Annotated in this window: 19 protein-coding genes; 9 read left to right on the forward strand and 10 right to left on the reverse strand. The window is 65.2% G+C overall.

The features are described from left to right. Window positions 1-58 precede the first annotated feature (58 nt). From RSO01_RS28190 to RSO01_RS28200, 3 genes are all read left to right on the forward strand, one after another. Entirely contained in the window at window positions 59-466 is a 408-nt protein-coding gene (locus tag RSO01_RS28190) for a hypothetical protein (protein ID WP_147153772.1), read from the forward strand. A gap of 103 nt (window positions 467-569) precedes the next feature. Beyond that, complete coding sequence (locus RSO01_RS28195; RefSeq protein WP_147153774.1) at window positions 570-1,007, forward strand: hypothetical protein; 438 nt, start codon at window positions 570-572, stop codon at window positions 1,005-1,007. 239 nt (window positions 1,008-1,246) lie between these two features. Further along, a complete protein-coding gene (locus tag RSO01_RS28200; protein WP_170303411.1) occupies window positions 1,247-3,388 on the forward strand; it encodes a peptidoglycan-binding protein in 2,142 nt (713 codons plus the stop codon). A gap of 193 nt (window positions 3,389-3,581) precedes the next feature. Here RSO01_RS28200 and RSO01_RS28205 read toward each other — a convergent pair whose 3' ends face one another. Both RSO01_RS28205 and RSO01_RS28210 read right to left on the reverse strand, forming a co-directional pair. After that, window positions 3,582-3,881: a hypothetical protein gene (locus tag RSO01_RS28205; protein ID WP_147153778.1), complete on the reverse strand. Its 300-nt coding sequence runs from the start codon at window positions 3,879-3,881 to the stop codon at window positions 3,582-3,584. 24 nt (window positions 3,882-3,905) lie between these two features. Then, the gene (locus tag RSO01_RS28210; RefSeq protein ID WP_147153780.1) at window positions 3,906-7,394 is read right to left on the reverse strand and encodes an FAD-dependent oxidoreductase; all 3,489 of its coding nucleotides are present in this window, start codon (window positions 7,392-7,394) and stop codon (window positions 3,906-3,908) included. Window positions 7,395-7,539: 145 nt separating this feature from the next. On the opposite strand from RSO01_RS28210, the gene RSO01_RS28215 reads away from it, so the two are divergent. Together RSO01_RS28215 and RSO01_RS28220 are read left to right on the forward strand one after the other, a co-directional pair. Next, window positions 7,540-8,562: a COX15/CtaA family protein gene (locus tag RSO01_RS28215; protein ID WP_218037481.1), complete on the forward strand. Its 1,023-nt coding sequence runs from the start codon at window positions 7,540-7,542 to the stop codon at window positions 8,560-8,562. Window positions 8,563-8,602: 40 nt separating this feature from the next. After that, window positions 8,603-10,150 (forward strand): peptidoglycan-binding protein, encoded by a 1,548-nt coding sequence (locus tag RSO01_RS28220; protein WP_170303412.1) that lies wholly within the window; start codon window positions 8,603-8,605, stop codon window positions 10,148-10,150. A 328-nt stretch (window positions 10,151-10,478) separates the two neighbouring features. Here RSO01_RS28220 and RSO01_RS28225 read toward each other — a convergent pair whose 3' ends face one another. The 5 genes from RSO01_RS28225 to RSO01_RS28245 all read right to left on the reverse strand — a co-directional run bounded on the left by RSO01_RS28225 (window position 10,479) and on the right by RSO01_RS28245 (window position 17,314). Then, window positions 10,479-11,348, reverse strand: a complete 870-nt coding sequence (locus tag RSO01_RS28225) for a hypothetical protein (protein WP_147153786.1) — start codon at window positions 11,346-11,348, stop codon at window positions 10,479-10,481. Window positions 11,349-11,777: 429 nt separating this feature from the next. Beyond that, the gene (locus RSO01_RS28230; protein ID WP_147153787.1) at window positions 11,778-12,974 is read right to left on the reverse strand and encodes a formyl-CoA transferase; all 1,197 of its coding nucleotides are present in this window, start codon (window positions 12,972-12,974) and stop codon (window positions 11,778-11,780) included. 47 nt (window positions 12,975-13,021) lie between these two features. Continuing rightward, window positions 13,022-13,855, reverse strand: a complete 834-nt coding sequence (locus RSO01_RS28235; protein WP_246158881.1) for a 4-(cytidine 5'-diphospho)-2-C-methyl-D-erythritol kinase — start codon at window positions 13,853-13,855, stop codon at window positions 13,022-13,024. A 22-nt stretch (window positions 13,856-13,877) separates the two neighbouring features. Continuing rightward, window positions 13,878-15,653 (reverse strand): tetratricopeptide repeat protein, encoded by a 1,776-nt coding sequence (locus RSO01_RS28240; RefSeq protein ID WP_147153790.1) that lies wholly within the window; start codon window positions 15,651-15,653, stop codon window positions 13,878-13,880. 5 nt (window positions 15,654-15,658) lie between these two features. Next, window positions 15,659-17,314, reverse strand: a complete 1,656-nt coding sequence (locus RSO01_RS28245) for an electron transfer flavoprotein-ubiquinone oxidoreductase (RefSeq protein ID WP_147153792.1) — start codon at window positions 17,312-17,314, stop codon at window positions 15,659-15,661. 118 nt (window positions 17,315-17,432) lie between these two features. On the opposite strand from RSO01_RS28245, the gene RSO01_RS28250 reads away from it, so the two are divergent. The 4 genes from RSO01_RS28250 (at window position 17,433) to RSO01_RS28265 (ending at window position 21,042) form a co-directional block, all read left to right on the forward strand. Beyond that, window positions 17,433-18,500 (forward strand): alpha/beta fold hydrolase, encoded by a 1,068-nt coding sequence (locus RSO01_RS28250; RefSeq protein WP_170303413.1) that lies wholly within the window; start codon window positions 17,433-17,435, stop codon window positions 18,498-18,500. Further along, window positions 18,497-19,339: a uracil-DNA glycosylase gene (locus RSO01_RS28255; RefSeq protein ID WP_147153796.1), complete on the forward strand. Its 843-nt coding sequence runs from the start codon at window positions 18,497-18,499 to the stop codon at window positions 19,337-19,339. The genes RSO01_RS28250 and RSO01_RS28255 overlap by 4 nt, the downstream gene beginning before the upstream one ends. Then, window positions 19,339-19,764: a GFA family protein gene (locus RSO01_RS28260; RefSeq protein ID WP_147153798.1), complete on the forward strand. Its 426-nt coding sequence runs from the start codon at window positions 19,339-19,341 to the stop codon at window positions 19,762-19,764. Before RSO01_RS28255 ends, RSO01_RS28260 begins: the two co-directional genes overlap by 1 nt. 93 nt (window positions 19,765-19,857) lie before the next feature. Next, on the forward strand, window positions 19,858-21,042 hold the full coding sequence (locus tag RSO01_RS28265) for an ABC transporter substrate-binding protein (RefSeq protein WP_147153800.1): 1,185 nt from the start codon (window positions 19,858-19,860) through the stop codon (window positions 21,040-21,042). A gap of 76 nt (window positions 21,043-21,118) precedes the next feature. Here RSO01_RS28265 and RSO01_RS28270 read toward each other — a convergent pair whose 3' ends face one another. From RSO01_RS28270 to RSO01_RS28280, 3 genes are all read right to left on the reverse strand, one after another. After that, entirely contained in the window at window positions 21,119-23,383 is a 2,265-nt protein-coding gene (locus RSO01_RS28270; protein WP_147153802.1) for a xanthine dehydrogenase family protein molybdopterin-binding subunit, read from the reverse strand. A gap of 90 nt (window positions 23,384-23,473) precedes the next feature. Then, window positions 23,474-23,899, reverse strand: a complete 426-nt coding sequence (locus RSO01_RS28275) for a GNAT family N-acetyltransferase (RefSeq protein WP_218037482.1) — start codon at window positions 23,897-23,899, stop codon at window positions 23,474-23,476. Then, a complete protein-coding gene (locus tag RSO01_RS28280) occupies window positions 23,883-24,131 on the reverse strand; it encodes a formate dehydrogenase subunit delta (protein WP_147153803.1) in 249 nt (82 codons plus the stop codon). The genes RSO01_RS28275 and RSO01_RS28280 overlap by 17 nt, the downstream gene beginning before the upstream one ends. Window positions 24,132-24,135 lie beyond the last annotated feature (4 nt).

The raw sequence follows: 24,135 nt of genomic DNA on the forward strand, positions 1-24,135 counted from the left end.
ACGGATTCGGTGCACTCCGAGTGTTGTGATAGAATATTTCAATCAAGGGAGCGACAAAATGAGGTTGGGACTGTTTCTCACGACATTGATCGGCCTGGTGGGGGCTTCTCACATCTCGAGCGCGGCAGACGCGACGTGGGCTGCCGTTGGCGCACTGGAGAATGGCATGTCGACGTCGTGCGGCGGCGGTACGGTGAGTACCGGGCCGGAATGGACCGCCACTGCCTACGGGCAGGTCGACATAAAAAGGAACACGCTCACTTTTAAGAGTACGAGCCCAATTCCGAACCATTCATTCACCGTCGATTTGAGGGCGTTGCAGCCTGATGGTTCTGGAAAAGTTGCCGGCATAGACAATAACAACAGAGAGTTCTACCTGACGTTCGATCCGGGCAGCGGAGCCCGCACATTCCACATGACCTATCGCCTCAAGGCTTGCCGGCGTGTCTACACGCCCAGGACATAGTGATGTCTCCCTCCGTAGCGCGTAGCGCAAAGGAGGGGAGCAGCCTGCGAGAATGGCGCTGAACTGACGAAGGGAAGTGCCGTTGCAGGAGGCGCACGTCGTCATGATTGCCGTCGCCGTTCCGCCACAACGGCAACCCGCACAAGGAGGCGACAAAATGAGGTTGGGACTGTTTCTCACGACATTGATCGGGCTGGCGGGTGCTTCTCAAATCTCCAGCGCGGCAGACGCGACGTGGATTGCCGTTTCCACACTGGAGAACCCCGCCTGCGCCACTCAATTTGGCGGGCCGCCAGGGCCGACTGACTGGCAAGTCGACATTAAGGGGGACACGCTCACTTTCATGAGACAGACGACGACGAAGAGTTCATACACTGTCGATTTGAAGGCGTTGCAGCCTGATGGTTCTGGAAGAGTTGTCGGCAAAGACGACAAGAATAGAGAGTTCTACGTCACGTTCGATCCGGGCAGCGGAGCGCGCCCCTTCCAGGTGACCAATTCCATTACCCCTTGCACGACTGTTTTTACGCCCAGGACATAGTGGCGGCCGGCACCGCATCCAACGGCGCGAGTGGATGCCGCCAAGGCCCTAGGACACTCCCCTTGCCGGTCTTGTGCCGGATGTCGCAAGTAGCCAGACTATCGATGGGCAAAGTGTCAACGGTGGCGCTGACATGACGCGACAGGACTTGCTCCGACTGCATTGTTTCCGGCTCTGCGCATCTGCCATGCGGAGCTCGCGGCCAAGCTCGGCGTGTCGCGAGAACGATGTGTTTGCCAATGGCTGAGGACCGACAACCCACTTGCCCCCGCCGGCTCTCGGCCATCCTTCAGGCCGACCTCACCGGCTACGTCCGATTGATGCAAGGTGGGGAAGACCGCACGGTCAGCCATCTGAAGTCGGTACGCGCGGAGGTGTGGCAGTCCGCCGTCGATGCTGCGGGCGGCCGGATCGTGAACATCGTGGCCGACTCCGTGCTGGCCGAATTCGGCTCGGCGGTGGCGGCGGTCGCGGCGGCGATCGACGTCCAGGAGCGGATGGCACGCTTCAACGAAGCGCTCGACGAGGAACAGCGACTGATGTTCCGCATCGGCCTGCATCTGGGCGAGGTCATCGTCGACGAAACGGAGACCATATTCGGCGACGCCGTCAACGTCGCCGCCCGCATCCAGCTCATGGCCGAGCCGGGCGGGATTGCGGCGTCGCCTGCCATACGCGACGCCACGCATCTGCAGGCGAGCTGCGCCTTCGTCGACGGCGGCCGGCATCATGCCAAGAACATCAGGAATTCCCTGCGCATCTATCATGTGCTCCCTCACGAGAGCGCGTCGCGTCGGCCGATCCGCGCGGCAATGCGGCGAGCGGACATTGCGATCCGGAGGCCGATGCTGTGGGGTATGGTCGCCGCCACAGCGCTGCTGCTTGCCGGCAGCTTATATCTGGCCTTCTCGCCAACTCCGGCGCCATCCGTCAGCACAGCGGCGCTCAGCTTGTCGGCCGAGCAGCTCGAACAGGCGCTGGCCGAGCGGCGCAAGGTCGACGCGCTGGCGGCGGAGAAGCGCCGGCTGGAGGAGCAGGCGCGACAGCGGGCCGAAGCGGAAACCGAGGCCAAGCGGCAGGCAGATCTGGAGCTGGCGAGTGCGCGGCAGGCGCGACAGAAGGCCGAACGTGAATTGGCGCAGTTGAAGGCGGACATCGACGCGCGCCGCAACGCCAAGGACGCAGGCGGCGATCCGGCGGCGGTGATGGCTGAGCGCGCGACCGAGCAGGCCGCCCAGCGCAGCGCTGAAGCGGAAGCCGCCGCCCTGCTCCAAGCCGAAGAGCAAGCGGCAAGGAAGGCGGCGGCGGACGCCGAGGCCAAGCGCCGGGCCGACCAGGCGCTGGCCGTGGCCACCCAGCGGCGGGAGCAGGCCGAAACAGAGGCGCTTGCCGCTGCGAACAAGGCCGCGGCGAACAAGACAGCGGCCGGCATGGCCAAGTCCAACGAGGAAGCCGAGGCGGCGGAACAGCGATTGCACCTGGAACTGGCCGACCGCCGGCGCCTGCAAGTCGCCCTGACGTCGCTCGGTTTCGACACAAGGGGCCACGACGGCGTGTTCGGCCCGCGCTCGCGCGAGATGATCGCGCGCTGGCAGGAGGCACGCAATCTGCCGGCAACCGGCTTCCTGACAAGGGCCCATCAGCAGGCCCTGTTGCAGGAAACCGAGCCGATGAGGGCGAGCTACGACGAACAGAAGAAGCCCGCTGCTTCTCACATCTCCAGCACGGCAGACGCGTCGTGGGCTGCCTTTTCCGCACTGGAAAATCCCGCCTGCGCCGCTGGGATAGCGCAAAGGCCGGCTGACTGGCAGGTCGACATAAAGGGGAACACGCTCACTTATACGAGCCGATCGACGAAGAGTTCATTCACTGTCGATTTGAAGGGGTTGCAGCCTGATGGTTCTGGAAGAGTTGTCGGCAAAGACGACAAGAACAGAGAGTTCTATGTAACGTTCGCTCCGGGCAGCGGAGCCCGCCCATTCCATGAGGCCAGTTCCATTACCCCGTGCAGGTATGTTTATACGCCCAAGACGGGAGGACACTCGATGCGCTACATGACGATTGCTGGAGTGCTGGGGGTGCTTGCCACCCAAGCTCAGGCTGAGAGCAAGACATACCGCTTGGAATTAATCCCGGAGAAGTCGGTGCAGGCCTGCTCCGGAGCCGGCATGACCTACACGGTGGATGTTTCTAACGGCGTCCTGACACTTGGCACCTCATATGCCCGGAGGCTGCTTTCCGAGCCTGTCAAAAGCGACGGCAAGATTACTGCGAGCTTCAAGGACCCCGCAGCGGGAAATATGAAGTTCGTCGGTCTCGGCAATGGTGAGTACGAACTCGTCAGCCCCCTCATTCCCTGCTATTATCGACTTGTGCAATAGGCACGGTGGGAATGCAGAAGGAAGCGTCGCAAGACAGATATTGTGAGACGCTTCTATTGGTTAGTTGGCCCATCCCAGATGTATCACCAAGAACGCCAAGCGGCCGCAAACGGCTCATAAGCGATCATCGATACGCCGTAGCATCGCTTGGGCGTTCACAGCACGGATTTGTAAGTACACGCCCTAGTCGGTACTAACGGACCGAGTACATCAGGTGCCCGGTCCACCAGCTCGCCGTGCTGGTCAGGCGGATGGCGAGCAGCCCGATGCCGGCGACGAGGGCGATCCAGAACAGCGCCTTCGGCACGCCGGCCCTGACCCCGATCAAGCCGACGATCGCCAGCACGTCCACTGCGATCCCGAGCCAGGTCGCCGTGCTCCCCGGATACTCGTGGGCGGGTATGAGCACACGCCACAGCAACGAGCCGATCAGATAGACGGCGAGTCCATAGCAGACGATCGGGCTCGTTGCCTTCGACGGCTGATCGCTCATGGCGCCCTCCCCCATCGGGGGCGGTCAGCGCGCCCCGATCCTCCTCAGCGAACGGTCGATCCATAGTGCGCCGATCTTCTCCTGCACGCCATTCTGGCGCAGGCGCTGGCGCAGGCAGCCGAAGTCGACGCGATCGAGCTCCTGGTCCTGGTTGAAGCAGGAGAACACCACCGATTCCTTGCCCGTCACCGGATCCTTGTGGAGCTGCAGGCACTGCGCGCAGATCTCCTTCATCATGCACTGCATGGGGGAGTTGATCGACCCCAGCGCGCGATGGTCGGGCTTCAGCCAGGGCTTCAGCACGCCGTGCCGCGCCAGGCGCACGGCGTTCATCATGCCGTCCGAGCCGATGGCGACGATGCGGTCGGCATCCTTGAAGGGGATCGGCTGCGGCCCAAGCTCGCCCGAGGCGTAGCGGCGCATGGCCTCGACGATGTTGTCGACCACCGACTTGTCCTGCGGCCGGTCGACCGGGAAGCCGGGCTGCTCGTCGCAGGCCCAGACGACGACGTCGGCCGCCGCCTCGATCTCCTCGACCTTGTAGCGGTCGGAAGGCTTCTTGTAGCCCGCGAAGTACAGGACCTTGCTGCCGGCCTTGCGGAAGGCCTGGCCGATCGAGAACAGCACGGCGTTGCCGAGGCCGCCGCCCGCCAGCACTACCGTCTCGCCCGGCTCGATCTCGGTCGGCGTGCCGGTCGGGCCCATGACGATCACGGGCTCTCCGGGCTCGAGCAGCGCGCAGAGGTCGGACGAGCCGCCCATCTCCAAGGTGATCAGCGACAGCAGGCCCTTGTCCTTGTCGACCCAGGCGCCGGTCAGCGCCAGGCCCTCCATGGTGAGCAAGGTGCCGTCGACCTTCTTCGAGCGCGCCTCGTAGTTCTGCAGGCGATAGAACTGGCCGGGCTCGAAGTTGCGCGCCGCGGCGGGCGCTTCGACCACGACCTCGACGATTGTGGGCGTCAGGCGATCGACGCGCACGACCTTGGCGCGCCACAGGGCGTTGGCCTCGGCCAGGAGCTCGGCGGGCGAGCGCCTGGCCAACGGCAGCTTCTCCATGGTGCGGGTCAGCACCGGATAGCCCTGCTTGGCGCCGCCCATCGCCTTCACGACGTTGCCGGCGAAGGACGGGTGCAGGTCGCCGAAGAAGGACATGAAGCGGCCGTCGGCGGCGCGGTACATCAGCACGCGCACGTCGGTGGGCTTGCAGACGCGCTCGGGCGTCGCCGGATTGCCCTCTTCGTCGAGGGCGCGGAAATACTTGCCGTCGATGAAGGCGTGCGTTGCGTCCTCGCGCGCCAGCACGGTGTTGGGCTGGGTGCCGGCCGCCACCAGGATGGTGCGCGCCGGCAGCGTCGCCTCGATCTTCTGGCCGTTCTGCTCGCCCGCCACCTTGAGCGCCTTGGCATGGCCGTTGGCATCGACCTCGACGGCGGTCGGCGACAGTCCCTCGGCGAAGCGGATGTCCTCCTCCAGCGCCTTCAGGACCTCTTCGTGGTTCAGCGTATAGGACGGCGAATCGATCAAGCGACGACGGTAGGCGATGGTGACACCGCCCCAGCCGTTCACCAGCCCGGTGATGTCCGGTGTGCGGCCCTCGCGCTCCGCCTTCACCCGCTCGGCGCGGATGGCCTCGGCATGGGCGATGAATTCGAACGCGATCTCGCGCTCCTCGGCGTTCATGGCCGCGAACACCGCCGCCTCGCCACGCTCCTGCACCAGGATCTCGTGGCGCGACAGGAACTTCTCGACCTGCAGCGGGTAATAGGCGAGCGATTCCGTCGCCGTGTCGATCGCGGTCAGGCCGCCGCCGATCACCACCACGGGCAGGCGGATCTGCAGGTTGGCGATGGAATCCTTCTTGGCGGCACCGGTGAGCTGCAAGGCCATCAGGAAGTCCGACGCCGCGCGCACGCCGCGGGCGAGGCCATTGGGCAGGTCGAGCACGGTGGGCTTGCCGGCGCCGGCGCACAGCGCCACATGGTCGAAGCCCATGGCGAAGGCGTCCTCGACCGTCACCGTGCCGCCGAAGCGCACGCCGCCGAACATCGAGAACTGGCCGCGCCGCTCGAGCAGCAGGCGCACCATCTTCAGGTAGTTCTTGTCCCAGCGCACGGTGATGCCGTACTCGGCGACGCCGCCGAAGCCCGCCATGGCGCGCTCGCCGAGATCCTCGCGCAGCGTGGCGACGTCGCGTACGGCCGCAAAGGCATGGCGCGCGCCATCGGCCGACACGCCGGACTGTGCGACCGGCAACGGCTCGATCTTCAAGCCGTCGATGCCGACCACGGCGTGGCCGTCATTCATCAGGTGATGGGCGAGGTTGAAGCCGGCGGGCCCCAGCCCCACCACCAGCACGGTGCGGCCGGTCGCGGGTCTCGGCAGCGGCCGGCGCAGGTTCAAGGGATTCCAGCGCGTCAGCAGCGAGTAGATCTCGAAGCCCCACGGAAGGCCGAGCACGTCCTTCAGGGTCCGGGTCTCGATCTGCGGGATGTCGACGGGCTCCTGCTTCTGGTAGATGCAGGCCTTCATGCAGTCGTTGCAGATGCGGTGGCCGGTCGCCGCCACCAGCGGATTGTCGACAGCCGCCATCGCCAGCGCGCCGATGGAGAAGCCCTCGCTCTTCAGCAGGTTCATCTCCGAGATCTTTTCCTCGAGCGGGCAGCCCGCCAAGGTGACGCCGAACGGCGACTTCTGGAACGCACCGGTCTTGCGGTCCTTGAGACCGCGCGAGCAGCTGTCCTTGCCCTGGTTGTGGCACCAGATGCAGTAGTTGGAATGGTCGAGCGCGCGCACGAGGTCGAAGCCTTCGTCGGTCAGGGCGAAGCCCTCGCGATGGCGCAGCATCGGCCGCGGCAGGCGCATGCGCGTGACGCCGTCGACGACCTCGGTCTCGATCGGCACCAGGTGCTCGAAGTCAAGCTTGTGCGGGACCTTGAACAACGGCCCGTCGCGATGACGCTTCTTGCCCTCGGGCGAATGCAGCGCCCAGGCGGCGTAGCGCGTCAGCGCCTCGATCTCGGGCGTCGGCGTGGCGATCTTGAACTCGGCGCCGGCGCGCTCGCGGACGGCAAGGGCAAAGGCGAGCTCCCAGGCCTCCAACCCGTCCTCGAGCCGTACCGGCAGGGCGACCTCGGCCGTGACCTTGTCGCCGTCCAGCGCCGCGGCGGCGTCCGGCTTGATGGCGCGCGTCACATAGCGCTGCACGAACAGGCGCTTGCAATCGAAGACAGGCGCCAGCGTGCTGTGATGGCCGCGCAGCCTCGCGGCTTCCTCGGCAACGCCGAACAGCGCCGCCAGGAAGTCTTCCAGCGGACGGGCGAGCTCGATCAGCAGATTGGATTCGTCCTTGTCCGCCAGGGCGTCCGGATTGGTGCGGGCGGCCATCAGCCGGGCATGCATCTCGACGTGGCCGTCTTTCAGCCAATCGACGAAAGCTGCATCGAGGCGGACCAGGCCCTCTCGGTCATAAAGGTCGGTGAAGCCGAGACCGTGGCTCAGCGAAGGCGACGCCATGTCAGGAATATCCGGGTGGGCCGAGGGGTGATTCGTTCGTGTGCGAACCGATTAGACAACGCAGGGCCGGAGCGCAAGACATCAGCGATTCGCGACACTAATGCCTGATGACGCGACGGCTTGCTTCACGCATGGTCCCGCCGCCATGCAACCCGTCCCGGCATCCGTGCGCAACTGGCTGATCGTCGTTGCTGCGATGATTTTTTTTATGATCGTCATCGGTGCGCTGACCCGGCTCACCGAGTCGGGACTTTCGATGGTCGAATGGCGGCCGGTGACGGGCTGGCTGCCACCGCTGTCCGATACGGCCTGGCAGGCGGAGCTGCAGAAATATCTTTCCTCGCCGCAGGGGCGGCTGATCAACCGTGGTTTCACGATCGGCGAGTTCAGGGAAATCTTCTGGCTGGAATACATCCATCGCCTGTGGGGCCGGCTGATCGGCGTCGTCTTCGCCCTGCCCCTGGCCTGGTTCTGGATCCGCGGCCAGCTTTCGCCGGCCCTGAAGCCGCGCCTGGCGGCATTGCTGGTGCTGGGCGGCCTGCAGGGCGCCTTGGGCTGGGCGATGGTGGCGTCCGGCCTGATCGACCGGCCCTCGGTCAGCCACTACCGCCTGGCCGGCCATCTGCTGCTGGCGGTCGCGCTCTATGCCTACACGGTGTGGCTGATCCTGGAGCTCGGGCCGCAGGCCGCGCGACGCGACGAGCCGCGCACGCGACGCGACGCCACGATCCTGATCGGCCTGCTGTTCGTCGTGCTGACCTGGGGCGCGCTGATGGCCGGCCTGCGCGCCGGCGCCGCCCACAACACTTTCCCGACCATGTCGGGCCACTGGATTCCGCCCGGCCTGTTCGAGCAGTCGCCGTGGTGGATCAACTTCTTCGAGAATCCGACGACGATACAGTTCGTCCATCGCTGGCTCGCCAAGCTGCTGGTGCTCGGGGTGCTGGTCATGGCCTGGCGCGCGCGTCGTGCAGAGGCTGTGCTGGCGGCGGCGATGGCCTTGATCCAATTGAGCCTCGGAATCGCCACGATCCTGACAGGAGTCGAGATCGCCATTGCGACATTGCACCAGGCCGGTGCTGTAATTTTACTGACCCTTGTGATCGTCGTGCGGCATCGCGCGACATCTTCTCGGGCGAGCCCAGTGTCGGCTATTGTTGGCGCATGAGCGGGACCTTCGACCGGCCTTCTCCATGACTCGACCCGGTTTGACGATCGGCACTGCGATCGTTGTCGCGGCTTCGGTCGGCATGGCTGCGTGGCTGATGCTGCCGCCGCAAATCTCCTCGTCGCGCACGCTGTTCGACGCCGACAGCCCAGCAGCAGCGGCCGACACGATCACGGTCCCCGAGCCGGCCTCGCCTCCCGAGGTGACGAACGCCGAATTCGCCCAGGCGAAGGAACCCTCGACAACGACCGCTGCGCCTGCCGCCAAGGAGTCCGCCACCAAGAATAAGGACAAGGACAAAGCCTCGTCCTCGGTCGACTGGGCGGCGCTGCCCATCGACGAAGTGCGCGAGCGGGCGAACAACGACGATGTAACGGCCATGGAAGAGCTGGCGCGCCGCCTGGTGCAGGGCCTCGGTGTCGCCAAGGACCAGCAGGCCGCCGCTGGCTGGCTGCTGCGCGCCGCGCAGCGTGGCTCGGCGCAATCGGCCTTCAATGTCGGCGTGATGTATGAGCGTGGCTTCGTGGTCGAGCGCGATTCGACCAAGGCCATCGAATGGTATCGCAAGGCCGTCGAGGCCAACGTGCCGATGGCCAAGCACAACCTCGCCCTGCTGCTGCGCGACGGCAAGGGCGCGCCGCGCAACGGCAAGGAAGCGGTCGAGCTGCTGCGGTCGGCGGCCCGTCAGGGAATGACGGGCTCGATGTTCACCCTGGGCGACATCTACGAACGCGGCGACGAGGGTCTCAAGGATCCGGCGATCGCGCTGGCCTGGTTCGCCATCACGGCCGAGTTCGAGCGTCAGACGAACCGCGGAGGCGAGAGCGAACTCTCCAAATTGGCGAGCCAACGCGTCCAGGTGCTGCAGCGCATCCTGATGCCGGGCGAACTCGAGCGCGCCCAGCAGTACGGCCAGGCCGAGTTCAAGCAGATCGTCGAAGCCATACAGCCGCCCAAGCCCGCGGCGGCGCCGGCGGCGCCACCGCCGCCACCACCAACCGAGATTGCGGGCCTGCCCAAACCTTCCTTTCCACCCCTGCCGCCGACCACGCCTGTCGCGGAGCCTCCGGGTTGGCCGAAAAATGCCGCCGATCAGATCCGCCTCATCCAGCAGGCCCTGGTCGATCTCAGGCTGCTGCGCGACAAGCCCGACGGTGCGTTGGGGCCGATGACCCGCAGCGCCATCCTCGCCTTCCAGCGCAGCGTGGCGATGCGCGAGACCGGCGAGCCGACCGTCGACGTGTTCGTGGCGCTGCAGAATGCCGTCAAGACCGAGGCTGCGAAACCCGAGCAAGCGAAGGCAGATGCACCGCCCTCGTCGCCGGCTGCAGCTGCGGCTGCGGACCCGACACTCGATGCCTGGCCGAACGCGACAGCCGATCAGGTGAAGGTGATCCAGACCCTGCTGCGCGACCTCAATTTTTCGCGTGAGGCGCCCGACGGCGTGCTCGGGCCAGCGACGCGGTCGGCCATCCGTGACTACGAACGCTCGCTCGGGCTCGCGCAGACCGGCGAGCCCAGCAAGACGCTGTTCGATTCGCTGAAAGAGATGCGCGGCCTGACGGCGCCGGCGACCAAGTCGGACTAGCCGTCACTTCCGAGTCTGACCCGAAGCGGACTTGGCGCGGCTCCATCCACCAAGATGGCGACTAGACAGCGGTGCCCTGCTCGCGTTTGCGCTGCTACCAGTGCTTCGGCGCGTTACGAGGACGCTGATTCCGTCGATCGAGACGTTGATGCCGAGTGTCTGATCGTTTGTCCATGAAGGATGCGCCGCGTACCAGGCCCCCGTTCTGTCCTTCAATAGTATTTCGGGTTTCAGCGTGAACGGCATGAAACTATCGTCGCCTTTGCGGCTGCAGTCGTATGTCCCTCGCCAGAGTCCCTCTGTCCCGCGGTGAGTTGGATGCCGCCTATCAATATAGGTTGAGCTTGTAGACGCACGGAGAGTGACCGAGCCAGATTTCCAGCTTCCCCGTTTTCACATTCCCTATCATTGAATACTCCACGAACTTAAACGGGTTTCTATCCCCGGCCACCGGAACACGCTTGTAACGATGATAGACTTCTCCGTTTGCCGGAACTGTGATGCTGAACATGACTCCATGTGAGTTTGTCGCCGTCAATTTATCGTTCGTTATCTCCAATTTGTAGGGTTCAGAGTCCTGAACGCAGGTAGCTCCTGATTTCTCAGTCAGTGTAGCTATGTGCGAAGGCTTTATGCCCATCCGCTCCAGGTAATTCTTCGATTTTTTGTTGGGTTGGACGACATCCGCTCGGTTCGGAAGCGGAGCTGGTGGCGAAGCATTTGGTGATGTCGCCCCCGGCGGCGACCTAAGAGTCTTGTTCAAGTCAGGTTTGGGATCAGACTTGGGGGATGGCTTTTTCTCTTCGATCTTGCGGACAACCGATTCCGCCTTCGGAAAGTCACGCAGGGTTAGTTCCGGCGGAGGCTCCGGTTCAGGGGCGGCGTTCTCCAAAGTTGGAGTTTGCGCGGATTCCACTTGGGGTACCGGTTGCCGCGGAACGGGTAGAGCCGGTTGAATCGGAGGGCTATCGACTAGAGGTCCCGGGATAGCCACCGATTGAATCATGGCGGCCAACGATGTGGCCTGCCGTTCTATCGTCACTTCGATGGCGTCCTCCGGGATTAATGGGGTGCTCGTCGTTGGCAGGGACCAAAGAAGAGCAAAAATGATGGAAACGTGAAATACAGTGGAGAGAACGAGGGAAGAGACGGGCATTCCCGAGTTCTTGATAGCTCGATTTGGTGTCGGGTCATCCATCGTCCGCCTTCTGAAATCGTACCGCTGACCACCGACCCATCTATCGCATCGGGACGGTATCGCTCGCGGTTCATCGCCTTTGAAACCTGTACAGGGGTGACAAAGACAAGCGGTAGCACCCGACGCGCCGAGCTTGTGTAACCAGGGTTACACAGCGGGCGTCTGCGGCTCTTGAGGGCGCATTGGGCTGATGGAGAGCTTTGGGAGGGCCAGGTGGCACGCCGTTAGATGCCATTCAGCGTTGGCGCAGCGTATTGGCTGCGAACGCAGCTCGCTTTGGGATGCTCCGTGTAAGGGCCAATTCACTACCACGGTCAATGTCCGCTAGTGGCCCATAGCGGATATGCCTTCGTCCCACGCGGATGTCTGATTTCGGGGCCGAAGCGGTCCTGTACTGCGCAGGGCCTATTTATGAGTACACGGCCTAGACTAGACGACTCCCTCCTGGCGCAGGCGTTTCGCCTCTTCGGGCTCGACCCCGCACAGGGCTTCAAGCAGTGCGTCGGTATGCTCGCCCAGCAGGGGCGGACGGCTGACAGCGACCGGTGAATCCGACAATTTGATCGGGCAGCCGACCGTCTGATAGGTGCCGCGGGTCGGGTAATCCACGTCGACGATCATCTCGCGCGCCTTGAGATGCGGATCGGCCAGCACCTCGCCGGTGTCCTGGCAGGCGCCGCAGGGGACGCCCGCATCTCCCATCAGGCGCATGACTTCGTGCTTGCTGTGCCGGCGCGTCCACGCCTCGATGATCGCGTTGAGTTCCGTCCGATTGTCCCAGCGCGTTTCCACGGTCTTGAAGCGCGCGTCCTCGGTCAGCTCCGGCTGCCCCAGTACTTTCGTCACCGCCGGCCACATCTGCTGCTGGGCGTAGATGTAGACGTAGTCGTTCGGGCCGCCCGGCGCGCAGGCGTAGGTCGTGCCCGGCACGTTGCGCCCGAGCTGATTGCCGGTGCGCGGCTGCGGACCGCCGAAGCGCTGATGGTCGCGCAGGCTCACCCGCACCAGGTTGACGACCGAGTCCTGCATGGACACCTCGACGTGCTGGCCGCGGCCGGTCGCATGGCGCTGCTGCAGCGCGGCCAGAATGCCGATCGCCATGTGCATGCCGGTGCCGGAATCCCCGATCGCTGGATAGACGTAGGTCGGCGGATTTTCGGGGAAGCCGGTGACGGCCATCGCTCCGCCCATGGCCTGGGCGACCGGCTCGAAGCTCTTGAAGCCGCTGTAGGGCCCGTAGGTGCCGAAGCCCTTGATGGTGGCGTAGATCAGCCGCGGGTTGATCTTGCTGAGCGCTTCGTAGCCCAGCCCGAGGCGATCGAGCGCGCCCGGCCCGAAATTCTCGACCAGCACGTCCGACTGGGCGATCACCTTCCGGAACAGGTCCTTGCCGGCGTCGGTCTTGAGATTGAGCGTCAGGCTGCGCTTGTTGGCGTTCAGGATCAGGAAGAACAGGCTGTCGCTGTTCTTCTGGTCGCGCAGGTTCGTCCGCGCAATGTCGCCGCCCGTGGGCTCCTCGAGCTTGATCACGTCGGCCCCGAGGAAGCCGAGAATCTGCGTGCAGGCGGGCCCCGCCTGGTTGTGCGTCATGTCGATGATGCGGACGCCTGACAAGGCCTGGTCCATGGTCGCGCTCCTTCTCCCGACAACTTTCGAATATATGAGCACACACCCTAGACGAACTTGCCGACGTGCCGCCACCAAGCCGTTGGCAGTGCCGATGCGGCCCGCTGGGCCAGCTCAGGCGAATCGTAGAGGGCAAAGCAGGTCGCGCCGCTGCCGCTCATGGCGGCATGGCGGGCGCCGGTCCGGCCGAGTGCTTCGAGGACTTGCCCGACCACAGGTGCCAGCGACACCGCCGCTGCCGTGAGATCGTTGCCGCGCTCGGCAAGATCGCCGGCGAGCTCCACCAGATCCCGCCACAGCCGCGGCACCGGCCGCCCTGCAGAGAACGCACCGTGGCGCGCGGAGAAGACATCGCGCGTGGGCATCGCGACGCCGGGATTGACCAGCAGGACGGCGCATTCGGGCAGCGGCGGCGCCCAGCTCAGCCGCTCGCCGACGCCCGAGACGAAGGCGGGGCGGCCGGCAAGGCACATCGGCACATCGGCGCCGAGGCGTGCCGCGAGGTCGAACAGCTCCTCCTCGGGCATCGCCACCCGCCAGAGGTCCATAAGCTCGCGCAGCGCCGCGGCGGCATCGGCGGAGCCACCGCCCAGTCCCGCCGCAACGGGTACATGCTTGGTGAGACGGATCGCGGCACGCGGCGCCACGCCTGCGCGGTCGGCCAACAGGCGGGCCGCCTTCACCACAAGGTTGTCGGCTTCTCCTGCCAATGCACCGGCCAGCGGACCATCGAGGTCGAGCGACAGGCGGTCATCGGGCCGCGCGTCGACCTGGTCGGCCAGGTCGACGAAAGCCACCAGGGAGTCGAGCAGGTGATAGCCGTCGTCGCGGCGACCGACGACGTTCAGCCAGAGATTGACCTTGGCGTGCGCCGGCCGCACCAGATCGGCCCCGAGTGTTGGCTCAGCCGCCCTGCTTGGCCTCGACGGGCTTCTCGTAGACCGTCGGCTTGTCGTTGGCGGCGCTCAGCCCGTTCTCGAGCTTGTCCTTGATCACCGGCAGGCGGTCCTTGTCAGGCTTCTGGTTGAGCGCCCGCTCCCACTGGAAGCGTGCCTCGCGCTTGCGGCCGACGTGCCAGTAGGCATCGCCGAGATGCTCGATGATGGTGGCGTCGTCGCCCTTCTGCTCGGCGGCGCGCTCCAGCCATTCCACGGCCTTGTCGTACTGGCCGACGCGATAGAAGGCCCAACCCACCGAATCGGTGATGGCGCCGTCGTCGGGCCGGAGCTCGGTGGCCCGCTGCAGCATCTTCATGCCTTCGTCGAGATGCAGGCCCTGGTCGATCCAGCTGTAGCCGAGATAGTTCAGCACATGCGGCTGCTCGGGCGAGAGCTCGAGCGCCTTCTTCATGTCGGCCTCGGCCTTGGGCCACTGCTTGGTGCGCTCGAGCACGATGCCGCGGCCGAAGAACACCGACCAGTGACGCTCCTCGAGGTTGCGGATGCGCATGATCGCCGTGTCGTAGGCCTGCACGGCGTCGCTGTACTTCTCCTTGCCGCGCAGCAGGTCGGCCAGGGTCAGGGCGGCGTCGATGCGATTGGGCTTCTCGGCAACCAGGGTCTTGAGGCGGGCGACGGCCTGGTCGAACTTCTCCTGCTGGGCGTCGAGCGCGGCTGCCCGCAGCCGGGCCTGCCAGTAGAGTGGCGAGTTCGGCCCGATCTTGCCCAGCGCCTCGATGGCCTTGGGCACCATCTGGAACTGCTCATAGAGGCCCGCGATCATCAGCCAGGCGAAGTCGTGCTCAGGCTTCAGGCTGGCGGCGAGCTGGTAGAAGATCAGCGCCAGGTCGGCGCGGGCGTTGCGCGGATCGGACGACATGATGCCGCCGATATCGAACAGGATCTCGGAGATGCCCGAAGCTGGGGTCGGTTGCGGCGGGATCGGTGCGTTGGGCGCGATCAGCCCGTCCATCACCACGGCGTCGCTGTACTTCTCGCCGTAGGTCTTCAAGAGCTCGCGCGCCTCCGCCGCCTTGCCGAGCCGCATCAAGCCTTCGGCAACAGAGACGGTCGTGCGCAGGCCGTTCTTGTCGAGCGCCATGGCGCGACGGTACTTCTCCTCGGCGGCGGCCTTGTCGCCCGCCATCTCGTCCATCTGCGCCTCGATCACGAGCGCGGGCGCTTCGGCCCGTTCGCCGCCGGCCGGCTTCAGCTTGGCGATGCGGGCACGCGCCCCGGCGAAGTCCTTCTCGCCGGCCTTCAGCCAGGCGAGCACGTACTCGCGCAGCGGGCCGAGCTGGCTGTCGCCGCCAATGCGTCCGAGCTGCTGCTCGGCCGTGCGATAGTCGGCCTTCTTGATGGCCTGAACGGCCAGCACGAGGTTGGCGAGGCCATCGCCCGGCCGCGCCGCCAGGATCTGCGGCGCAAGCTGGGCGGCCTGCTCGATCCGGCCGGCATACATGCGCAGCCGGAAGGCGGCGTAAACCAGCTCGGGATCGTTCTGCGCCTGGCCAAGCGCCAGGTCGATCTGATCGACAGCCGAATCGTAGTCGTGGTCCTGCTCGGCGACGCGGGCGGCGAGATAGCGGCCGCTGAGCGTGATCGCCGACAGCCGCGGCTGGGTCTGGCGCTGGGCGGGCGGCTTGGCTTGCGTGCCCGACGGACCCTGCTGGGCACCACCGGTTGCCGGGATCGAGAGAAGCAGCGCTGCCGACAGCAGCGCGAGATGTGTACGTCGCATGCAGCTCACATGTTGGGATAGTTGGGGCCACCGCCACCTTCGGGCGTCGTCCAATCGATGTTCTGCGCCGGATCCTTGATGTCGCAGGTCTTGCAGTGGACGCAGTTCTGCGCGTTGATCTGGAAACGCGGCTGGCCGTTGTCGGAAGTAACCACCTCGTAAACGCCGGCCGGACAGTAGCGTTGCGCTGGCTCTGCATAGAGCGGCAGGTTGACCGCGATCGGGATCGACGGATCGCGCAGCTTGAGATGGACCGGCTGGTCCTCCTCGTGGTTGGTGTTCGACAGGAACACCGATGACAGCTTGTCGAACGACAGCACGCCGTCGGGCTTGGGATACTGGATGGGCTGGAATTCGGCGGCCGGCCGCAGGCACTCGTGATCGGCCTTCTTGTGACGCATCGTCCACGGCACGCGGATGCCGAGATCGTGCAGCCACATGTCCATGCCGCCATAGAGCGTGCCCAGCGTGGTGCCCCACTGCAGCGCGGGCTTCACGTTGCGCACCTTGTCGAGGTCCTTCCAGATCCACGACGCCTTGACCTTGACCGGATAGGCGATCAGCTCGTCGCCGCCGGTCTTGCCCCCGGCCAGCGCCTCGAACGCGGCCTCGGCGGCCAGCATGCCGCTCTTGATGGCGTTGTGGCTGCCCTTGATGCGCGGCAGGTTCACGAAGCCTGCCGAGCAGCCGATCAACGCGCCGCCGGGGAAGGTGAGCTTCGGGACCGACTGCACGCCGCCTTCGTTGATGGCGCGCGAACCGTAGGCCAGGCGCTTGCCGCCTTGCAGGTACTTGGCGACGTCGGGGTGTGTCTTGAAGCGCTGGAACTCGTCGAACGGCGACAGATACGGGTTCTCGTACTCGAGATGGATCACGAAGCCGATGGCGACGAGATTGTCGCCGAAGTGGTACATGAACGAGCCGCCGTGGCTGCCGGTCTCGCTGAGCGGCCAGCCCTGCGAGTGCACGACCAGGCCCTTCTTGAACCTGGTCGGATCGACCTGCCACAGCTCCTTCAGCCCGATGCCGAACTTCTGCGGATCCACACCGGTGCGCAGGTCGAACTTGGCCATCAGCAGCTTGGCCAGCGAGCCGCGCACGCCCTCGGCGATCAGCGTGTACTTGGCATGCAGCTCCATGCCCGGCGTGTAGTTGTCCTTGTGCTTGCCGTCCTTGCCGATGCCCATATCGCCGGTGGCGACGCCCTTCACCGAGCCGTCCTCGTTGTAGAGAACCTCGGCGCCGGCGAAGCCCGGGTAGATCTCGACGCCCAGCGCCTCGGCCTGCTGGCCGAGCCAGCGGATGACGTCGCCCAGGCTGACGATGTAGTTGCCGTGATTGTTCATCAGCGGCGGCATCAGGAAATTGGGGAAGCGGTAGGAGTTGCCCTTGGTCAGGAACAGGAACTGGTCGTCGGTGACCTGGGTCTCGATCGGTGCGCCCTTCTCCTTCCAGTCGGGGATCAGCTCGTTCAGCCCGATCGGATCGACCACGGCGCCCGACAGGATATGGGCGCCGAGTTCGGAGCCCTTCTCGATCACACAGACGGACACTTCGTGGTTGCGCTCGGCGGCAAGTTGCTTGAGGCGAATCGCCGCCGACAGCCCGGCCGGGCCGCCGCCTACGATCAGCACGTCATATTCCATCGACTCGCGCGCCATTCCCGTCTCGCTCTGCAGTGCCTTTTCAACATGGACGCGCCGCCGCGAGGCGACGATCCTTCAATCGTAGATAGCCTGTTGGGGGGCAAATCGCCACCCAGCGAAAAGGGGAATTCCCGTGGCAGAGCTGACTGGAATTGAGAGCAAACTCTTCACTAGCCGTGATTTCCGGCTGGAAAACGGGCAATCACTGCCCGTGCTGGAGCTCGCCTACGAGGCTTACGGCACTCTGTCGCCTGAACGCGATAACGCGATCCTGATCGTGCACGGCTACACATCGAGCCATCACGCCGCAGGCCGCAATGCACCCGGCAAGCAAGGACGCGGCGTCGCCGAGGGTGCGGCCGGCTGGTTCGACGGCCTGATCGGTCCCGGCAAGGCAGTCGACACCAACCGCTATTTCGTGGTGTCGGTGAACGCCCTGGGATCGGCGCACGGCAGCACCGGCCCCAACTGCAAAGACCCGCGCACCGGCAAGCCCTATGGGCCGACCTTCCCCGAGATCACGATGCGCGACATCGTGGCGGCCGAGAAGCTTTTAGTCGATTCACTGGGGCTCACAGGCCTGGTCGCGGTGATCGGGCCGTCGATGGGCGGTTTCCAGTCGTTCCAGTGGGCCGCCTCCTATCCCGGCTTCATGAAGGCGATCGTGCCGTCGGTGACGGCGCCGCGCTCGCCGGGTGGCCTCGACCGGCTGGAGACGTTGCAGAAGCGCCTGGCCAGCGATCCCAACTGGAACGGCGGCTGGTACTACGACAATGGCGGCATCGCCCGCACGCTCGAGGAGCTCCGCTTCGAGACGCTGATGAATTACGGCCAGAACGAGATCCTGGCCGAGACCATGCCCGATCCCAAGGCGCGCGAGGCAGCGATCCGGGCCAACGCCAAGGCGTGGTCGCAGATCTATGACGGGCACTCGATGGTGACGCTGCGCCGCGCGATCGGCAGTTTCGACATCACCGCCGACTACGCCAAGCTCAAGACCGCCAAGGTGCTCTACGTCCAGTCGCCGTCAGACAAGCTGTTCGACATCGCGCTCAGCCCCGGATATGTGAGCGACATGCGCAAGGCTGGCATCGACGTCACCTACGTTGAACTGCCGACCAACAAGGGCCACATGGCGAGCCACGCCGATGCGGCCCTGTGGGCGCCGATCCTGGGCGCCTTCCTCAAACGCCTGTCATGAACCAGACGATCGCCCGAGAAGACATCGAATCGCTGCTCCGATGGTATGTCGATCAGGGGATCGATGAGGCCATCGGCGAGGAGGCGATCGACCGCTTCGCTGCACCGCCACCGCAGGCGGCGCCACTGCCAGTGCAGCCGCCAGCGCCAGCCGCACCAACGCCGATCCGGCCCCTGCCCGCGGCCCCCACTCCGCTTCGTGGTCCGGTTCCCATCGAATCGCCGCAGCTCGTCGAGGACGCGCGGGCCCTCGCGCAACGCTGCAACAGCGTCGAAGAGCTCGAGGCGGCGGTGCGCGCCTTCGAGGGCTGTGCGCTGAAGCGCACGGCCAAGAACACGGTGTTCGCCGACGGCGTCGTCGGCTCGCCGGTGATGATCGTCGGCGAAGCGCCGGGTGCCGACGAAGATCGCCTGGGCAAGCCTTTCGTCGGCGTGAGCGGCCAGCTCATGGACCGCATGTTCGATGCGATCGGTATGAGCCGCGAGCGTGATCTCTACATCACCAACATCCTGTTCTGGCGGCCGCCCGGCAATCGCACGCCGACGCTGGCCGAACAGGCGGTCTGCATGGCCTTCACGCGCCGCCACATCGAGCTTGCCAAGCCCAAGGTGCTGGTCCTGGCCGGCGGCACGGCGGCCAAATCGGTGCTCGACACGACCGAAGGCATCATGCGGTTGCGCGGCAAGTGGACGAACCTTGCGCTGGATGACGGCAGCACCGTCCCAACCCTGCCGACCTTCCATCCCGCCTATTTGCTGCGCACGCCCGCGAGCAAACGGCAGAGCTGGTCCGACCTCCTGTCGCTCGACAAGAAGCTGCGCGAGCTCGGCATCAGGTGATGCAGCACACCGGCGGATGCATGTGCGGCGCCGTTCGCTTCAATACGACGGGCGAGCCGTCGCGCGTGACCATCTGTCATTGCACCTGGTGCCAGCGCCGCACCGGCACGGCATTCGGCACCGAAGTCGTGTTCAGCGACGGTCAGGTCGAGATGACAGGCGGAGAAATCGCCCGCTACCGGCACATCTCTGACGAGTCGGGCCGCTGGCTGGAAGTCGCGTTCTGCCGCCGCTGTGGCACCAACCTCGGCTTCACGCTGGAGGCGGTGCCCGGCGTGCGCACCCTGCCCGCCGGCGCGTTCGACGATCCGGCATGGATCACATCGGACCGCTACAAGTTCCGCCACGTCTTCCTGAAATCGCGGCGGGACTGGTCAGACCTCTCGCCTCACGTCGAGCAGTACGAGCGGCACTTCCGCTCGTAAGAACAAGCCGGAACGCGAAATTGCTTTGGCGCTTGCGCGTGCGGCAGCGCGGCACGGATGCCTATGCTTCCTTCACAAGAAAAGGAGGAAACGATGTCAAAGCTCGTCACGGGTGCCGCCGTTGTTGTCGCTCTATGGTCGGCCGGCGCGATGGCGCAGGCGAAATACGGTCCCGGCACGTCGGCGGCCGAGATCAAGGTCGGCCAAAGCATTCCCTACAGCGGCCCGGCTTCTGCGTACGGACAGATCGGCAAGGCCGAGACCGCCTACTTCAAGTCGCTGAACGCCAAGGGCGGCATCAACGGCCGCAAGATCAACTTCATCAGCCTCGATGACGGATACTCGCCACCCAAAGCCGTGGAGAACGCGCGCAAGCTCGTCGAGAGCGACGATGTCGCCGTGGTGTTCAACGTGCTGGGCACACCGCTCAACATGGCCGTCCGGCCGTACCTCAATCAGAAAAAGGTGCCGCAGCTTTTCATCGCCGCCGGCGCCACGGCGTTCAACGATCCGGCTCACTTTCCCTGGACCATGGGCTGGCAGCCGAACCTTCAGGCCGAGGCTGCCTTCTATGCCGAGCACCTGCTGAAGAGCCGTCCTGACGCCAAGATCGCCGTGCTCTACCAGAACGACGATTTCGGCAAGGACATGCTGCACGGGCTGACCGCGGCGCTCGGCGACAAGGCGAAAAAGATGATCGTCGACAGCCAGAACTTCCAGGCCACCGACCCGACGGTCGACAGCCAGCTGATCACGCTGAAGAACTCGGGCGCGGACACGCTCTTCCTGTTCACCTATTCAAAGCAGGCCGCCCAATCGATCTCCAAGCTCGACGACCTCAACTGGAAGCCCACCACCTACCTGCATCTCGGCGCCGCCTCGGTCGGCGCGACCTTCAAGCCGGCGGGCCTGGAAAAGTCCAAGGGCATCCTGTCGGCCGGCTTCCTGAAGGACGTCACCGATCCGCGCTGGGCCAATGACGAGGACGTGAAGGAGTTCTTCGCCTGGATGAAGGAGAACCTACCGCAAGCCGACATCAACGACAGCCTGAACGAGGCCGGCTACATGTACGCCAAGACGCTGGAGCAGGTGCTGCGCCAAGCCGGCGACGACCTCACGCGCGAGAACATCATGAAGCAGGCGGCGAGCCTGAAGGACTTCCGCCTGCCGCTGCTGCTGCCCGGCAGCACCATCAACACAAGCGCCACCGACTACCGGGTCATCAAGTACATGAAGCTGCAGCGCTTCAACGGGAAGACCTGGGACTTCGTGGAGTGAACCTGTCATCCCGAGCGTGAGCGAGGGACCTTTTGCGTTGCCTTAAAGGTCCCTCGCTTCGCTCGGGGTGACAGTGTTAATCGGCAGCCCGTGCCAGTGGCTCGGGCTCCAGGGCCTCCAGCACCTTCGGCGGCGACATGGGCAGGCTGTAGAGCCTGAGGCCGAGAGCGCCGTGGATGGCGTTGGCGACGGCGGCCATCACCGGGACCAGCGGCACCTCGCCGACGCCGCGCACGCCCTGCGGATGCTTCGGGTTGGGGATCTCGATCATCACGGCATCGAGCTTCGGCAGGTCGGACATCACCGGCATGCGATAGTCGAGGAAGCCCGCGTTATCGAGCTTGCCGTCCTTGGTGTAGATGTATTCCTCGCTCAGCGCCCAGCCGATGCCTTGGGCGACGCCGCCCTGGATCTGGCCCTCGCAGTAGTCGGGATGGATGGCGCGGCCGACATCCTGGAAGGCCGTGTAGCGCGTCACCCAGGCGCGGCCGGTGTCGGGATCGACCTCGACGTCGCAGATATGCGTGCTGAAGCCGCCTTCGGCTCCCGCCGTGTTGCTCGATGAGCCGGCGCCGATCGGGCCGCCGGTCTCGCTCGCCTTGGCGGCGATCTGGGCGAGCGACAGCGGCTCGAACTTGCCGGCGTTGTCGCCGGCCGGACGGGCAAAGCCGTTGTCCCAGGTCACCGCTTCGGGCTCGATCTTCCAGATCTTGGCCGCGCGCTCGCACAGGGTCTTGATGACCTTCTCCGCCGACTGCGTGACCACCATCGCCGAGGCGAAGGTGACGCGGCTGCCGCCGGTGAGGTTCGAGAAGCCGATGCTGCTGGTGTCGCCGATCAGCACTTGGATCTTGCTGTGGTCGATGCCCAGAAGCTCGGCGGCGATGTTGGCCGTCGAGGCGCGCGAGCCGCCGATGTCGGGATGGCCGGTCATCACAACGATCGAGCCGTCCTCGTTGACGCTCATCTGGGCGCTCGATTCTCCGCCGGCGTTGAACCAGTAGCCGCTCGCCACGCCGCGGCCCTGGTTGGGACCGAGCGGTGCCTTGTAGTGCGGATGGTCGAGCGCCTGCTTCACCGTCTCCTGGTAGCCCATGACCGGATAGACCGGACCATGCACGGCCTTGGTACCCTGCTTGGCAGCGTTCTTGAGCCGCAGCTCGAGCGGATCCATGCCGAGCTTTTCGGCCAGCTCATCGAGCACGCATTCCACGGCATAGGCGCCGATCGGCGCACCCGGGGCGCGGTAGGCCGCGACCTTGGAGCGGTTGGAGACGACGTCGTAGCCCAGCGTATGGGCGTTGGGGATGTCGTAGGGCCCAAAGGCGCAACCGGCGGCGCCGCGGATCGGCGAGCCGGGGAACGCGCCGGCCTGCAGCCAGTAGGTGCCCTGGCCCGCGACGATCGTGCCGTCCTTCTTGGCGCCGATCTTGACCTTGCTCATCGAGCCCGAGGTCGGGCCTGAGGCGCGGAACACTTCTTCGCGCGACATCACCATCTTGACCGGCCGGCCCGACTTTTTCGCCAGTACCAGCGCCACTGGTTCGAGATAGACGATGGTCTTGCCGCCGAAGCCGCCGCCGATCTCGGCGGGGATGGCGCGGATGTCGCTCTGCTGCATGCCCGTCAGCAGCGCTGACATGGCGCGGACCATGAACTGGCCCTGGCTGGAGCTCCAGATCGTGGCCTTGCCGTCGACGACGCTGACCAGGCAGGCGTGCGGCTCGATGTAGCCCTGGTGCACCGCCTCGGTATCGAAGCTGCGCTCGACGATGACGTCGGCTTCCTTGAAGCCGGCTTCGACATCGCCCTTCTTGTGCTCCAGCGTGCCGGCGATGTTCGAGGGCCTGCCGTCGAACTTGACGTGATCATGGAGCGGCGTGGCGTCGGGCTTCATCGCGTCCTTGACGCTAATCGCCCAGGGCAGGACCTCGTAGTCGACCTTGATCAGCTTCAGCGCCTCGGTGGCAACCGCCTGCGTGGTGGCGGCGACGGCGGCGACCGGGTGGCCATGGAACAGCGCCCTCTCGCGCGCCATGACGTTGCGGCACATCCAGCGCATGTCCTGGATGCCCAGCATCACAGGGCCCTTGTCGATCGGGAAATCGACGATGTCCTTGGAGGTCATGACGGCCATGACGCCCGGCAGCTTCTCGGCCTTCGAGGTGTCGATCGACTTGATGCGGGCGTGCGGATGGGGGCTGCGCAGCACCTTGCCCCAGATCATGCCGGGCATGGTGGTATCGGCGGCATAGGCCGCCCGTCCAGTCACCTTGTCGGCGCCGTCAGGCCGGGGGGTGCGCTTGCCGATCCACTTGTTTTCCGGGTTGTCATTGGTCATGGCCGTTCGTCCTCAAAATGGGCGGTGAACGAGGAAATTCGCCCCGCAATCAGAACGGGTTACGCCTCGCGGATCAAGCGGGATATGGTTCTACAGTTTCTTCCTGAGAAAGAACTTCTGGTGACCTTTGGGATAGTCGTCGAGGGTTCCGAACACCTCGTATCCCCGACCCTCGTAGAACGGCCGCGCCTGGAAGGAATGGGTGTCGAGCTGCACCGAATGGCAGCCCCGCTCGCGGGCATAGGCCTCGGCCTGGTCCATGAGCCTGGTCGCCCAGCGTTGGCCGCGGACGGCCTCGTCGATCCAGAGATACGAGATGTGCAGCCAGCCACCCCAGATGCTGCCCAGAAGTCCGCCTAAAACCTCGGCCCGGTCGTTCTTCAGGAAATAGTGGACGGCGTAGTAGGCCGAAACGCCGGTGGCGCCGACATTGAAGAAGTCCAGGTGGTCGCGCACGAACTGGGCGTGCGTACCTGCCTGGTCGAAGACGATCGTCAGGTCACCGGCCGGCTTCAAGAGGCGCCCCGCGTTTCGCCTCCTTTAGCCTCCCGATCGCTTCCCGAACAGGTCCGTCCAGCCCCGCGCCGCCGGCCCGCCAGTGGGCGACGATGTTCTCTTTCATGCGCGGGTCCCAGAACTTCTCCAGATGGTCGGCAATGCCCGCGACGGCGTCGCCTCCGCGCTGCGGCGTGAAAAACCGGCCGATCTGGTTGGCCATCATCACCAGCCTGTCGAGCGTCGAGGACATGGCC

Origin of the sequence: Reyranella soli (assembly GCF_007992495.1) — a bacterium.
Lineage (GTDB): Bacteria > Pseudomonadota > Alphaproteobacteria > Reyranellales > Reyranellaceae > Reyranella > Reyranella soli.

What these genes read in the sequence shown, in the direction of transcription:
- RSO01_RS28255 (WP_147153796.1), top strand. Translation starts at nt 18,497, where the DNA reads ATGAACCAGACGATCGCCCGAGAAGACATCGAATCGCTGCTCCGATGG.
- RSO01_RS28205 (WP_147153778.1), bottom strand. Translation starts at nt 3,881, where the DNA reads ATGAGCGATCAGCCGTCGAAGGCAACGAGCCCGATCGTCTGCTATGGA.
- RSO01_RS28270 (WP_147153802.1), bottom strand. Translation starts at nt 23,383, where the DNA reads ATGACCAATGACAACCCGGAAAACAAGTGGATCGGCAAGCGCACCCCC.
- RSO01_RS28200 (WP_170303411.1), top strand. Translation starts at nt 1,247, where the DNA reads ATGGCTGAGGACCGACAACCCACTTGCCCCCGCCGGCTCTCGGCCATC.
- RSO01_RS28195 (WP_147153774.1), top strand. Translation starts at nt 570, where the DNA reads ATGATTGCCGTCGCCGTTCCGCCACAACGGCAACCCGCACAAGGAGGC.
- RSO01_RS28260 (WP_147153798.1), top strand. Translation starts at nt 19,339, where the DNA reads ATGCAGCACACCGGCGGATGCATGTGCGGCGCCGTTCGCTTCAATACG.
- RSO01_RS28215 (WP_218037481.1), top strand. Translation starts at nt 7,540, where the DNA reads ATGCAACCCGTCCCGGCATCCGTGCGCAACTGGCTGATCGTCGTTGCT.
- RSO01_RS28240 (WP_147153790.1), bottom strand. Translation starts at nt 15,653, where the DNA reads ATGCGACGTACACATCTCGCGCTGCTGTCGGCAGCGCTGCTTCTCTCG.
- RSO01_RS28230 (WP_147153787.1), bottom strand. Translation starts at nt 12,974, where the DNA reads ATGGACCAGGCCTTGTCAGGCGTCCGCATCATCGACATGACGCACAAC.
- RSO01_RS28245 (WP_147153792.1), bottom strand. Translation starts at nt 17,314, where the DNA reads ATGGCGCGCGAGTCGATGGAATATGACGTGCTGATCGTAGGCGGCGGC.
- RSO01_RS28210 (WP_147153780.1), bottom strand. Translation starts at nt 7,394, where the DNA reads ATGGCGTCGCCTTCGCTGAGCCACGGTCTCGGCTTCACCGACCTTTAT.
- RSO01_RS28190 (WP_147153772.1), top strand. Translation starts at nt 59, where the DNA reads ATGAGGTTGGGACTGTTTCTCACGACATTGATCGGCCTGGTGGGGGCT.
- RSO01_RS28265 (WP_147153800.1), top strand. Translation starts at nt 19,858, where the DNA reads ATGTCAAAGCTCGTCACGGGTGCCGCCGTTGTTGTCGCTCTATGGTCG.
- RSO01_RS28225 (WP_147153786.1), bottom strand. Translation starts at nt 11,348, where the DNA reads ATGGATGACCCGACACCAAATCGAGCTATCAAGAACTCGGGAATGCCC.
- RSO01_RS28280 (WP_147153803.1), bottom strand. Translation starts at nt 24,131, where the DNA reads ATGTCCTCGACGCTCGACAGGCTGGTGATGATGGCCAACCAGATCGGC.